The sequence below is a fragment of the Bacillus sp. GW823-FHT06A11 genome, assembly GCF_058795355.1.
In genome coordinates this window covers 1-12,292 of the sequence record NZ_JBXAHS010000013.1, presented here as the reverse complement: position 1 = coordinate 12,292, position 12,292 = coordinate 1, and the positions used below count along the sequence as shown (strand labels likewise).

General features: G+C 37.4%; 18 protein-coding genes. 16 read left to right on the top strand and 2 right to left on the bottom strand.

Annotated elements, in window-relative coordinates:
• Positions 1-9 precede the first annotated feature (9 nt).
• From rpmJ to AC1Q8L_RS28940, 14 genes are all read left to right on the top strand, one after another.
• On the top strand, positions 10-123 hold the full coding sequence (rpmJ, locus tag AC1Q8L_RS29005) for a 50S ribosomal protein L36 (protein ID WP_000868344.1): 114 nt from the start codon (positions 10-12) through the stop codon (positions 121-123).
• Between the two features lie 21 nt (positions 124-144).
• Positions 145-510: a 30S ribosomal protein S13 gene (rpsM, locus tag AC1Q8L_RS29000; protein WP_000090792.1), complete on the top strand. Its 366-nt coding sequence runs from the start codon at positions 145-147 to the stop codon at positions 508-510.
• A 24-nt stretch (positions 511-534) separates the two neighbouring features.
• On the top strand, positions 535-924 hold the full coding sequence (gene rpsK, locus AC1Q8L_RS28995) for a 30S ribosomal protein S11 (RefSeq protein WP_000101797.1): 390 nt from the start codon (positions 535-537) through the stop codon (positions 922-924).
• Positions 925-1,104: 180 nt separating this feature from the next.
• Positions 1,105-2,049 carry a DNA-directed RNA polymerase subunit alpha gene (locus AC1Q8L_RS28990; RefSeq protein WP_000569643.1) on the top strand — a complete coding sequence of 315 codons (945 nt, stop codon included), beginning with the start codon at positions 1,105-1,107 and terminating at the stop codon, positions 2,047-2,049.
• 35 nt (positions 2,050-2,084) lie between these two features.
• Complete coding sequence (rplQ, locus tag AC1Q8L_RS28985; protein ID WP_000331490.1) at positions 2,085-2,447, top strand: 50S ribosomal protein L17; 363 nt, start codon at positions 2,085-2,087, stop codon at positions 2,445-2,447.
• 103 nt (positions 2,448-2,550) lie between these two features.
• Positions 2,551-3,393 carry an energy-coupling factor ABC transporter ATP-binding protein gene (locus AC1Q8L_RS28980; RefSeq protein WP_142318003.1) on the top strand — a complete coding sequence of 281 codons (843 nt, stop codon included), beginning with the start codon at positions 2,551-2,553 and terminating at the stop codon, positions 3,391-3,393.
• Positions 3,369-4,250, top strand: coding sequence for an energy-coupling factor ABC transporter ATP-binding protein (locus AC1Q8L_RS28975; RefSeq protein WP_098312155.1), 882 nt, complete (start codon positions 3,369-3,371; stop codon positions 4,248-4,250). The genes AC1Q8L_RS28980 and AC1Q8L_RS28975 overlap by 25 nt, the downstream gene beginning before the upstream one ends.
• On the top strand, positions 4,238-5,032 hold the full coding sequence (locus AC1Q8L_RS28970) for an energy-coupling factor transporter transmembrane component T family protein (RefSeq protein ID WP_001186530.1): 795 nt from the start codon (positions 4,238-4,240) through the stop codon (positions 5,030-5,032). The genes AC1Q8L_RS28975 and AC1Q8L_RS28970 overlap by 13 nt, the downstream gene beginning before the upstream one ends.
• 14 nt (positions 5,033-5,046) lie before the next feature.
• A complete protein-coding gene (gene truA / locus AC1Q8L_RS28965) occupies positions 5,047-5,790 on the top strand; it encodes a tRNA pseudouridine(38-40) synthase TruA (protein ID WP_002094238.1) in 744 nt (247 codons plus the stop codon).
• Between the two features lie 152 nt (positions 5,791-5,942).
• Positions 5,943-6,380 (top strand): 50S ribosomal protein L13, encoded by a 438-nt coding sequence (gene rplM / locus AC1Q8L_RS28960; protein WP_001260795.1) that lies wholly within the window; start codon positions 5,943-5,945, stop codon positions 6,378-6,380.
• A 21-nt stretch (positions 6,381-6,401) separates the two neighbouring features.
• A complete protein-coding gene (gene rpsI / locus AC1Q8L_RS28955; protein ID WP_000079986.1) occupies positions 6,402-6,794 on the top strand; it encodes a 30S ribosomal protein S9 in 393 nt (130 codons plus the stop codon).
• A gap of 162 nt (positions 6,795-6,956) precedes the next feature.
• Positions 6,957-7,385: a DUF2521 family protein gene (locus tag AC1Q8L_RS28950; protein ID WP_001101005.1), complete on the top strand. Its 429-nt coding sequence runs from the start codon at positions 6,957-6,959 to the stop codon at positions 7,383-7,385.
• Between the two features lie 66 nt (positions 7,386-7,451).
• The gene (gene cwlD / locus AC1Q8L_RS28945) at positions 7,452-8,165 is read left to right on the top strand and encodes an N-acetylmuramoyl-L-alanine amidase CwlD (RefSeq protein WP_000822439.1); all 714 of its coding nucleotides are present in this window, start codon (positions 7,452-7,454) and stop codon (positions 8,163-8,165) included.
• Between the two features lie 144 nt (positions 8,166-8,309).
• A complete protein-coding gene (locus AC1Q8L_RS28940) occupies positions 8,310-9,377 on the top strand; it encodes an Mrp/NBP35 family ATP-binding protein (protein ID WP_000256623.1) in 1,068 nt (355 codons plus the stop codon).
• A gap of 154 nt (positions 9,378-9,531) precedes the next feature.
• On the opposite strand, the gene gerD is transcribed toward AC1Q8L_RS28940, so the two are convergent.
• Positions 9,532-10,149, bottom strand: coding sequence for a spore germination lipoprotein GerD (gene gerD / locus AC1Q8L_RS28935; protein WP_000821602.1), 618 nt, complete (start codon positions 10,147-10,149; stop codon positions 9,532-9,534).
• Positions 10,150-10,288: 139 nt separating this feature from the next.
• Here gerD and kbaA point away from each other — a divergent pair, with 139 nt between their 5' ends.
• Positions 10,289-10,900: a KinB signaling pathway activation protein KbaA gene (gene kbaA / locus AC1Q8L_RS28930; protein ID WP_001088530.1), complete on the top strand. Its 612-nt coding sequence runs from the start codon at positions 10,289-10,291 to the stop codon at positions 10,898-10,900.
• 119 nt (positions 10,901-11,019) lie between these two features.
• Here the strand turns inward: kbaA and pdaB are convergent, their stop codons facing one another.
• Entirely contained in the window at positions 11,020-11,784 is a 765-nt protein-coding gene (gene pdaB / locus AC1Q8L_RS28925; protein ID WP_000464718.1) for a polysaccharide deacetylase family sporulation protein PdaB, read from the bottom strand.
• A 170-nt stretch (positions 11,785-11,954) separates the two neighbouring features.
• On the opposite strand from pdaB, the gene AC1Q8L_RS28920 reads away from it, so the two are divergent.
• Entirely contained in the window at positions 11,955-12,173 is a 219-nt protein-coding gene (locus AC1Q8L_RS28920) for a hypothetical protein (RefSeq protein ID WP_000901145.1), read from the top strand.
• Positions 12,174-12,292: the final 119 nt, after the last annotated feature.

Genomic DNA, 12,292 nt, shown 5'->3' with positions numbered 1-12,292 from the left:
GTTCGAGACATGAAAGTAAGACCGTCAGTTAAACCAATCTGCGAAAAATGTAAAGTTATTCGTAGACGTGGAAAAGTAATGGTTATTTGTGAAAACCCTAAACATAAACAAAAACAAGGTTAATCAGAAGGAGGTGCATTCAGAATGGCACGTATCGCAGGTGTAGATATTCCTCGAGACAAACGCGTTGTTATTTCTTTAACTTACGTATTCGGCATTGGTCGCACAACTGCTGAAAAAATTCTTACTGAAGCTGGTATTTCTTCAGAAACACGAGTTCGTGATTTAACGGAAGACGAATTAGGACGTATCCGTGATGTTATCGATCGTATTAAAGTTGAGGGAGACCTTCGTCGTGAAGTATCTCTTAACATTAAACGTCTAATGGAGATCGGTTCTTACCGTGGTCTTCGTCACCGTCGTGGTTTACCAGTTCGTGGTCAAAATTCTAAAAACAATGCTCGTACACGTAAAGGTCCACGTCGTACAGTAGCAAATAAAAAGAAATAATAAGTAAAGGAGGTTGAACTAACAATGGCACGTAAAACAAACACTCGTAAAAAACGTGTGAAAAAGAATATCGAAGCTGGTATAGCTCATATTCGTTCTACTTTCAACAACACAATCGTAACACTTACAGATACTCACGGTAACGCGCTTTCTTGGTCTAGTGCTGGTGCACTTGGTTTCCGTGGATCTCGTAAATCTACTCCATTCGCTGCGCAAATGGCTGCTGAAGCTGCTGCTAAAGTTGCAATGGAGCACGGTTTAAAAACTTTAGAGGTTACTGTTAAAGGTCCTGGTGCTGGTCGTGAAGCTGCAATTCGTGCTCTTCAAGCTGCAGGTCTAGAAGTAACAGCAATTAGAGATGTTACTCCAGTTCCTCATAATGGATGTCGTCCGCCAAAACGTCGTCGTGTGTAATTTTTCTGTATAGAATTTTCCCTTTTGTCTATAATGGATATGATGCATTATCGAGAAATTTCGTACAGAAACATCGCTTGTTGTGCACAATCGGGAACTGCCTAAGGGGGACTTTCGGTTAGACAGGGGTTATACCTTTGTTTAACCGGGGTTTCGACGTTTTGAAGGAGGGTTTAGTTAATGATTGAAATCGAAAAGCCGAAAATCGAAACGGTTGAACTTAACGAAGATGCTAAATATGGTAAATTCGTAATTGAACCGCTTGAGCGTGGATATGGTACTACTTTGGGTAACTCCTTACGTCGTATTCTTTTATCCTCACTCCCTGGTGCCGCTGTTACTGCTATCCAAATCGATGGCGTATTACATGAATTTTCAACAGTTGAGGGCGTAGTAGAAGACGTTACGACGATCATCTTAAACTTGAAAAAGTTAGCTCTTAAAATCTACTCTGAAGAAGAGAAGACGTTGGAAATTGATGTGCAGGGCGAAGGTATTGTCACAGCTGCTGATATTACTCACGATAGTGATGTAGAAATCTTAAATCCAGATTTACACATTGCAACGTTAGCAAAAGATGCGCATTTCCGCGTGCGTTTAACTGCAAAGCGTGGCCGTGGGTATACGCCAGCTGATGCAAATAAAAGCGAAGATCAACCAATAGGAGTAATTCCTATTGATTCTATTTATACTCCAGTATCACGTGTGACTTACCAAGTGGAAAAGACACGTGTCGGACAAGTGGCTAATTATGATAAGCTTACGCTTGATGTATGGACGGATGGAAGCATCGGGCCAAAAGAAGCTATCTCTTTAGGTGCCAAAATCTTAACTGAGCATTTAAATATCTTTGTTGGTTTAACTGATGAAGCACAAAATGCTGAGATTATGGTCGAGAAGGAAGAAGATCAAAAAGAGAAAGTTCTTGAGATGACTATCGAAGAACTAGACCTTTCTGTTCGTTCTTATAATTGCCTAAAACGTGCAGGAATTAATACTGTACAAGAGCTTGCGAACAAAACAGAAGAAGATATGATGAAAGTTCGTAACTTAGGACGTAAATCCTTAGAAGAAGTTAAACATAAACTTGAGGAATTAGGTTTAGGTTTACGTAAAGACGACTGAGGATTTAAACCCATGAACAAAGGAGGGAACTACGAATGGCATACAGAAAATTAGGCCGTACAAGTGCGCAACGTAAAGCTATGTTACGTGACTTAGCTACTGATTTAATTATCAACGAGCGCATCCAAACGACAGAAACTCGTGCAAAAGAACTTCGTTCTGTAGTGGAAAAAATGATCACTTTAGGTAAACGCGGAGATCTTCATGCTCGTCGTCAAGCAGCAGCTTTCATTCGCAATGAAGTAGCTAACGCTGAGACTGGTCAAGATGCACTTCAAAAATTATTCGCTGATGTAGCTCCACGCTATGCTGAGCGCCAAGGCGGATACACTCGTATTGCAAAAATTGGTCCACGTCGCGGAGACGCAGCACCAATGGTAATTATCGAGTTAGTATAATGATAATTAAAAGGGCAGGACAGTTCTTTTCAAGAAACTGGTCATGGCCCTTTTTTTTAAATATAAAAATAGGCGAGCTTGGCGAAGGAAAGGGTGCCTTCTATTGAAAAAAGAGAAACTTCGGATAGGAAATATATCATTTCAATATCCTGGGGCAGCCACGTATGCATTAAAAGATGTTTCATTTTCCTTATATGAGGGAGAATGGGTATCTATTATTGGACAAAACGGTTCAGGAAAGTCTACACTTGCAAAATTATTGAATGGTTTGTTTTTGCCGGAAGCAGGGACTATTACAGTAAATGATTCAATGGTTTTATCAGAGGAAACGGTATGGGATGTTCGAAAACAAATTGGAATGGTATTTCAAAATCCAGATAATCAATTTGTTGGAACAACAGTGCAAGATGATGTTGTATTTGGCTTAGAGAATATCGGAATGCCCAGAGAACAAATGATTGAAAGATTAGAACAGGCCTTACGACTTGTCCGTATGGAAGATTTTCTTAATGATGAGCCTCATTCCTTATCTGGTGGGCAAAAGCAGCGAGTGGCAATAGCAGGCGTTTTAGCACTTCAGCCATCTATTTTAATATTAGATGAAGCAACGTCAATGTTAGATCCTCAAGGAAGACGTGAAGTAGTAGAAACGGTTAGACAACTTGTTAATCAAAAAGGTATTACTGTGCTATCAATTACACACGATTTAGAAGAAGCGGCACAGTCAGATCGTGTCATTATTTTAAATAAGGGAGAAATATTAGAGGAAGGGACTCCAGAAAAAATTTTCAAATCCTCTCATATGCTCCAAGAAATTGGCTTAGATGTACCGTTTTCGGTGAAAATAGCAGAATTATTAAAAAGAAATGAAATTCTTTTGCAAAATACGCATCTTACAATGGAAAGCTTGGTGAACGAACTTTGGAGATTAAATTCCAAAAAGTAGAACATCGTTATCAATATAAAACTCCATTTGAAAGACGCGCACTTTATGATGTAGACGTGTCGTTTCCAAGTGGGGGCTATTATGCCATTATCGGTCATACTGGTTCAGGTAAGTCGACGATGATTCAACATTTAAATGGTTTATTGCAGCCGACAAATGGTACAGTTCAAATTGGTGAACATTTGATTTCGGCAGGAAAGAAAGAAAAAAAGCTAAAGCCACTACGTAAAAAAGTAGGGGTTGTCTTTCAATTCCCAGAACATCAGTTGTTTGAAGAGACTGTGGAGAAAGATATTTGTTTCGGCCCTACTAATTTTGGGGTATCTGTAGAAGAAGCGAAGCAAAAGGCAAGAGAGGCAATTGAACTTGTAGGGTTAGAGCCAGAACTGTTAACACGTTCACCGTTTGAGTTAAGTGGCGGGCAAATGAGGCGTGTTGCGATAGCGGGTGTATTGGCGATGGAACCTGAAGTGCTTGTATTAGATGAACCTACAGCAGGTCTAGATCCAAAAGGGCAGAACGAACTTATGCAGATGTTTTATAAGTTGCATAAGGAGAAGGGGCTTACAGTTATCCTTGTAACGCATAATATGGAGGATGCCGCTCAGTATGCGGAGCAGATTGTAGTTATGCATAAAGGAACGGTCTTTTTGCAAGGAAGTGCAGAGGAAGTATTTTCACATGCTGATGAACTAGAGAAAATTGGTGTGGATCTTCCTATGTCATTAAAGTATAAACGTGCAATTGAAGAGAAGTTTGGTATTTCAATTCCAAAGGCTACCTTATCTTTAGAGGATCTTACTCATGAAGTTGTGCAGGTGTTACGAAAAGGTGGTCATGAATCATGCAGCAGTTGATTATTGGGAGATATATCCCAGGGAATTCACTTATTCATCAACTTGATCCACGTACGAAGCTGCTGATTGTCTTTTTATATGTATTTGTTGTTTTCTTAGCAAATAATGCGATTTCATATGGATTTTTATTTTTATATGCACTCATTGCTTTATTTTTTGCAAAAGTGCCGATTCGTTATGTACTTTCGGGCTTAAAACCAATTTTATGGATTTTTCTTTTTACATTTTTCCTGCATATTTTTACAAATAAAGAGGGGGATGTACTACTCCAGCTTGGTTGGTTTTCGATACATGAAAAAGGATTAGAGCAAGGGATATACATTTCTGTACGATTCTTCGTTATTATTTTAATGACGACATTATTAACGTTAACGACGACACCTATTGAAATTACAGATGGTTTGGAGACGTTATTAAAGCCGTTGAAGCGTATAAAGGTTCCTGTTCATGAAATCGCATTAATGATGTCAATTTCTCTTCGTTTTATTCCGACATTAATGGATGAAACGAGTAAAATAATGAAAGCACAAGCATCACGTGGTATTGATTTCGCTGGGGGACCGATAAAAGATAGAATGAAAGCTATTATCTCACTGCTTGTTCCTCTGTTTATCAGTGCTTTTAAGCGTGCAGAGGACTTAGCTATTGCGATGGAAGCTCGTGGATATCAAAGTGGTGAAGGACGTACTAAATTTAGGCAACTACGCTGGAAAACAAGCGATACAGTAACGATTGTAAGCTTATTTTGTTTAGCTTGTATTTTGGCATGGGTGCGATCGTAATGGAGAATAGAGAAATGGATAGAATAAAATGTACGGTTGCATATGATGGCATGCATTTTTGTGGTTATCAAATTCAGCCGAAGCATCGTACTGTTCAACAGGAGATAGAAAAAGCATTACAGAAATTGCATAAGGGAGAACTTGTTCGTGTTCAGGCATCTGGTAGAACAGATTCTACGGTTCATGCAAAAGGACAAGTCATACACTTTGATACTCCTTTGTCTCTTGAAGAGTGGCAATGGAGTAACGCTTTAAATACAATGTTGCCAGATGATATTGTTATTAGGCAAGTAGAGAAAAAAACAGAAGAGTTTCATGCACGTTACGGTGTTGAGAAAAAAGAATATCGTTATCGTGTATTATTATCAAAGACTGCGGATGTATTCCGTAGAAATTACGTATATCAATATCCATATCCGCTCGAAATCAAAAAAATAAGAAAAGCAATTCCGTATTTTATTGGAACGCATGATTTCACTTCTTTTTGTTCGGCAAAAACTGACAAAAAAGATAAAGTGCGAACAATTTATGAAATCGAGTTAATTGAGCAAGACGATGAATTAATTTTTCGTTTTGTAGGTAATGGATTTTTATATAATATGGTCAGAATTATTGTTGGTACGTTACTTAACGTAGGGCAAGGAAAGCTTGATCCTGATAGCATTCCAGAGATTTTAGCGAAACAAAATCGTCAGTTTGCTGGAAAGATGGCTCCAGGTCATGGGCTTTACCTATGGGAGGTAAACTATAACAACTAATCCTGGTGTAACATTTGCTTGACATTAGAAACTCAAAAGTATATCATAACATATGGTATTGTTTCTAAAACCACGATTAGCCCCGGAAGGAAATCGTGTTTAAGATAAACAATAGATTTTTTCTATGGAAAAGATAACGAGGAGGGAAACACATGCGTACGACTTTTATGGCAAAAGCTAACGAAGTTGAGCGTAAATGGTATGTGGTTGATGCTGAAGGTCAAACTTTAGGTCGCCTATCTACTGAAGTAGCATCCATTTTACGTGGTAAAAACAAACCTACATTTACACCACACGTTGACACGGGTGATCATGTAATTATTATTAACGCTGAGAAAATTCATTTAACAGGTAATAAATTAAACGATAAAATTTACTACCGTCACACTAACCACCCAGGTGGACTTAAGCAAAGAACAGCTCTTGAAATGCGTACAAACTACCCTGTACAAATGTTAGAGCTTGCAATTAAAGGCATGCTTCCAAAAGGACGCTTAGGCCGTCAAGTTTCTAAGAAACTTAACGTGTATGCTGGAGCAGAGCATCCACACCAAGCACAAAAACCAGAAGTTTACGAACTTCGCGGATAATTAATTAAAGGAGGGCTTACTTTGGCACAGGTTCAATACTATGGCACTGGACGTCGTAAGAGTTCAGTAGCGCGCGTACGCCTAGTTCCAGGCGAAGGACGCGTTATCATTAACGGTCGTGATTTTGAAAACTATATCCCATTTGCTGCATTACGTGAAGTAGTGAAACAACCTCTAGTTGCAACAGAAACTTTAGGTAACTACGATGTACTTGTAAACGTAAATGGTGGTGGATACACTGGTCAAGCTGGTGCTATTCGTCACGGTATTTCTCGCGCTTTATTAAAAGCTGATCCAGAATACCGTCTAACACTAAAACGTGCAGGTCTATTAACTCGTGACGCACGTATGAAAGAGCGTAAAAAATACGGTCTTAAAGGCGCACGTCGTGCACCTCAGTTCTCAAAACGTTAATTTTTGCGAACTACAAACCCCAACCATTTTGGTTGGGGTTTTTTTATGTTTCATTCCTCTTTTGTAATTTTTATAGCTTGGAATATTTTAGTGCTACCACCGCGCGTATGCTTCTTCTTTAGAAGTTTAGACTAATACGTATTAGGGAGGTTTATAAGTACTATGAATGTCATTGTCAGCTTACAAGAAAAACAAAAAGAAAAGCAGTTAAAATACGAGCGGAAGATGTTGCGGGAATTATCATTAAAAACATTACGTTCAAATATTCGTGATGCCTTTCAAATGCAAGAGCTTCATCGTCAGTATGAAGATTACTGTATTGAATTAGGGATAGAATCTTATTTATTAGGAGCGAGATATAGTAAATTTGGTTATTATGGTGAATCGTTTTTTGATGTGAAATATAGAGCTTTAGAAGAAGAACAACAATTAACTGAAACGCTATTTCAATTTTTAACGAGTATGACTATGCGAGAAATAAAGTTGAAAGATGAGGAATTACTTTTTGAATCTTGTCAGCAGTTTATAGGATTGTGGTGGCAAGAAGGGTATGAAAAAGGTGAAAGAAGATATCGATTAAAGCTTCATTAAGACAAGCATAAACTTTCCTCTTGTCCCATATAAGTAATTAGAGGGACTAGCTGGAGGAGGAAAGGTATGAAGAGAATTCGAATTATCTCTTTTGCACTCGCTGCGGTTGTATTGTTTTTTTTAGTCAAACAAGAATTTCAAATTACAAAATCGTGGCGAGCTTGGAATTTACCCTTATCAGGGAAAGTAATTGTATTAGATGCTGGTCATGGTGGACCAGATGGAGGGGCTGTTGGAGGAAAGGATATTATAGAAAAGGATATTACGCTTGAAATTACAAAAAAGGTACAAGACTATTTACAAGAACAAGGTGCACTAGTTATTTTAACGCGTGAGGGAGATTATGATTTAGCTAACAAAGATACAAAGTCATATAGTAGACGTAAAGCAGAGGATTTAAAAAAACGTGTAGAAATCATCAATAAACCTGATGTAGACTTTTTTGCAAGTATTCATTTAAATGCTTTAACTAGTAGTGGATCGAAAGGCGCACAAACGTTCTATTACCGCTCTTCAATTGAAAATGAACGTGCTGCAAAATTTATACAGGCTGAATTGAGAACAAGTTTAGAGAACACGAATCGTTCTGCTAAGACAATTTCGCATGTGTATTTATTAAAGTATTCTAAAACACCAGGTGCTTTAATTGAAGCCGGCTTTTTATCGAATGTGAACGAAAGGTATATGTTAAATTCGGAGAAATATCAGCAAAAGGTAGCGGCTGCAATATACCGGGGTATATTACGCTATTTCACGGAAAAAGGAAATCCTCCAGAATAAGGAGGATTTTTTTGAGTTTCTCTCGTTAACGAAGTTTTCGGAAAATATGTTATACTGGAAATGTAAACGCATTTATTTCAAGAATAAGCAGAGATAAATTCAATTAACATTACGTTATTTTTCATACAGGGGGCTGGGCTAATTATGGTAACGAAAGAACAAGTGGTTGAAGCGTTAGAAGGGATTGTAGATCCGTTTTTACATAAAACATTAAAAGAAACAAGTGCAATTAAAGAGGTAACAGTCAAGCCTGAGAAGGAACATGTGAGTGTCAAAATTGCAATCGTAAAAACTGGTACAGCGGAACAAATGCAGTTGCAGTCTGGAATTGTAAAGTTATTAAAAGAACTTGGAGCAGCAACAGTTGGACTTCGTTTTGCAGAATTTACAGAAGAGGAATTAGCTCAGTTTGCACCAGAACAAGAAGCAGAGCAAAGTGAATCTTTATTGTCACCAAATTCAAAAACGACATTCTTAGCAGTAGCGAGTGGAAAAGGTGGCGTGGGAAAATCAACCGTTTCCGTTAACCTTGCAGTTGCTTTAGCTCGTTTAGGAAAAAAAGTTGGTATTATTGATGCGGACATTTACGGTTTTAGTGTGCCAGACATGATGGGGATAGAAAAACGTCCCATCGTAAGAGGTGATAAGATAATTCCGGTGGAACGTTTAGGTGTAAAGGTAATCTCAATGGGCTTCTTTGTAGAGGATAATGCACCAGTTATTTGGAGAGGACCTATGCTTGGGAAAATGTTAAACCACTTCTTCACAGAAGTAGAATGGGGCGATTTAGATTATTTAGTATTAGATTTGCCACCAGGCACAGGTGATATTGCGTTAGATGTGCACTCAATGTTGCCATCTTGCAAAGAGATTATTGTAACGACGCCGCATCCAACAGCTGCGTTTGTAGCAGCGCGTGCTGGAGCGATGGCATTACGCACTGAACATAGTATTCTCGGTGTTGTTGAGAACATGGCATATTTTGAAAGTAAGGTAACTGGTGAGAAAGAATATGTATTTGGAAGAGGTGGGGGAGATAAGTTAGCTACCGAACTACAAACAAATGTTCTTGGGCGTATTCCACTGCAACAACCCGATTGGAATAAAGAAGACTTTGCTCCTTCGGTATATGAAGATACACATACAACCGGCATTATTTATAGTAAAATAGCTGAAACAGTAATTGATAAAACAGCTGTTACACAAAAATAAAGCGAAACTTTAATCAGTGGGGCTCATCTGTTACTGGCAACAACTAGTAAACCTTTCGCTTAACTAGAGGGCCATTTTGTCTGTTAATAGCAAGATAAAGTAATAACGAGTGGACAATTTATACATTGTCCACTCGTTATTATAGTTATTATTTTTACTGTTCTTCCTTCTTCTCGCCTTGAGAACCGCCGTCACCGCCTGCTTCTTTCTTATCAGATCCACCTTTTTCAGCCTTTTGTACACCTTTACTAATGATATCAATCATCTTGGCTTGGAAGAGTGGACTTTCAGTAGTTTCTGTTAGTACTTGTTGTAGATATTGACGGTATTCTTTACTCTTCATTGTTTGTAACATCATTTTTTCTACTTCAGGATTTTTCATAATTTCTATAACGCCTGCTTGGTATTCAGGGTCTTTTAATAAGGTTTTCATTAATTGGGTTTGTTCTTTCCCCATACTTTTAGCAAACTTTGATGAGAACTCAGGATCTTTAAAGAGCTTTTCCCAGAATTGTTGCCCTTTATCGGATACCATGGCATCTTCAATCGTTTTCTTTACTACTGTTTCATCTAGTATGAGTGCTTGTTTCATTTTTTCATCAGTTAATACATCTTGAATAGCTTTCTTACCTTGATCTGTTTTTAAAATATCAACAATCATTTTCTTTGTTTGATCGTAATCTAGTTCGGATTTCGTTTCTTTTCCTTGTGCGCATGCTACAAGTGCGATAAGTAGAAAAGAAGAAACGAAAATGAATAGTATCCGTTTCATAAGTTGGAACTCCTTTCAGCACAGTTCTCTCTTTTTAATATAAATATCTTTAAGGAATTTATACATGAACATGGCTAGCTTTTTGAAATTGTCATTGATACAATTTAATTAGAAATATAAGGATAATGGGGGATGTGTTGTGAATAGCCGCAAGTGGGTACGACTATTTTTAACGACGTTGTTTCTTGGTGGGATTAGCACAGTTATTATTGGTTTTGTTTTGGAGTGGGACAGGTACAATGAATTTTTTCAAAATTTCGACGTTGAGGAGATTTTAGCGGTATCTTTCTGGTTGATGGGTGTAGGATTTATTTTTAGCGTTATAAGTCAAATGGGATTCTTTGCATATTTAACAATCCATCGTTTTGGACTAGGGATGTTTCGCTCATCGTCTTTATGGAATGCAGTCCAGCTCTTTTTTATTGCATTCGTATTATTTGATTTTGTGTATTTAAGATCTGTACTTATTGCAAATGGGGAAATCTCATTGGGGAATAACATACTTGTTGCTGGAATTTTATTTGTGTTTGGAGCAATTGTTGCTTATGTAAAAAGTAAAGAAACAAATAAAAAAGCATTTGTGCCAGCTCTGTTCTTTATGGTTGTTGTAACGATTCTTGAATGGGTACCGGCGCTTCGGATTAATGATACAGATTGGTTATATTTAATGGTTATACCGCTATTGTTATGTAATGCATATCAATTACTTGTATTACATCGTTTAATCGGAAAAACGAGTAAATCTGCTTAATAGAGAGAGGTTTTATATATCAGCAGTTATATTACTGGAAATGGTGTGATTAAAAAAGCTCTACCACCTTTTTGAAAGGTAGTAGAGCTTTTTATACGTGAAGAGTAGTAGGGACGAAGCTATTTCACATCTTCACTTTTCGTACTTGTGTTGGAAATAAGTTGTGATACGGATATTTGCTCATATCCATCACTTTTTAATTTTTGCAGGAGCAGCGGTAAAGCTCTATTTGTTTGAAGGGCAGAATCGGATGCGTGTAATAAGACAATATCTCCACCTTTCAAATTATTAGAGACGGTGGAAACGATGTGATTTACACCTGGGTTTTTCCAATCGTTGGAATTATTACTCCAATGCACGACGGTGTATCCAAGTGATTCTGCAATTTTAAGGGTTACCTTGTTAAATTCGCCACTAGGTGGACGTAACAGCTTGACTTGTTTTACCCCAAGTTTTGTAAAAACATCTTGTGCTCGTAAAAGGTCTCGTCTTATTTCGTTCGTCTCTAGAGAAGTATAGGATGTGTAATTGTAACCCATACTACCAATTTCGTGTCCATCTTTCATGATGCGCTCTACAATATCGGGGTGTCTTTCGGCCCATGCAGCAGAAAGGAAGAAGGTTGCATTCTTAATTTGTCTTTCTTTAAGAGTATCAAGGATTGGAATTGCTTTTTTGTCTCCCCAACTAATATCAAACGTAAATGCAACTTGCTTTTTAGCGGTATCTCCTTTGTAAATTACTTTAGGACCTGTAGCAGTTGAAAAAGCAGATTCATGTGAATATGTTTTTAAAAAGAGTAGCCATGCTGTAAATAAGGAAAGTATCACTATTAAGCTAATGTGTTTAAAAGTTCTTTTACTCGTAATAAAAAAGAAAAACATAATATTACGCCCCTTTGTCCAATCCTTTTCAGTTACATATATGCTGTAAATATAAAAAAGAGAACAAAGGATTAATATCGTAAGTAGTGGATATAATGAATGATAGGATTGTAATAAGTGAAAATGAGCGAAACGTTTATTGTTACGTAAGGAATTATTGAGGTGATCATTTGCTTGGGCTGATGTTGACAAAAGAAGAGAGAAAAGAGATGGAATACATATTAAAGAGAGAGTTAGAGGAACTTTTATTTGATTTTGAAGATGAGCGTATTCATGAAGTTGTAAAAAAGGCGATGGAAGAAAGATATAAAATCATTTTTTGTTTATTTCGGAGAGTTGCTAACGCAGAGGAATGTATTCGTTATGTAAGAAAAAGAACTTTTTATTAAAAAGTGTTGACGTTAATAGTTTGTATATGGTAAATTAATAAACGTCGCTGATGCGGAAACGCAGAAAACGACAAAAAAGAAATTGAAAAACTTAGTTGACATCGAAAAACGAAGATGTT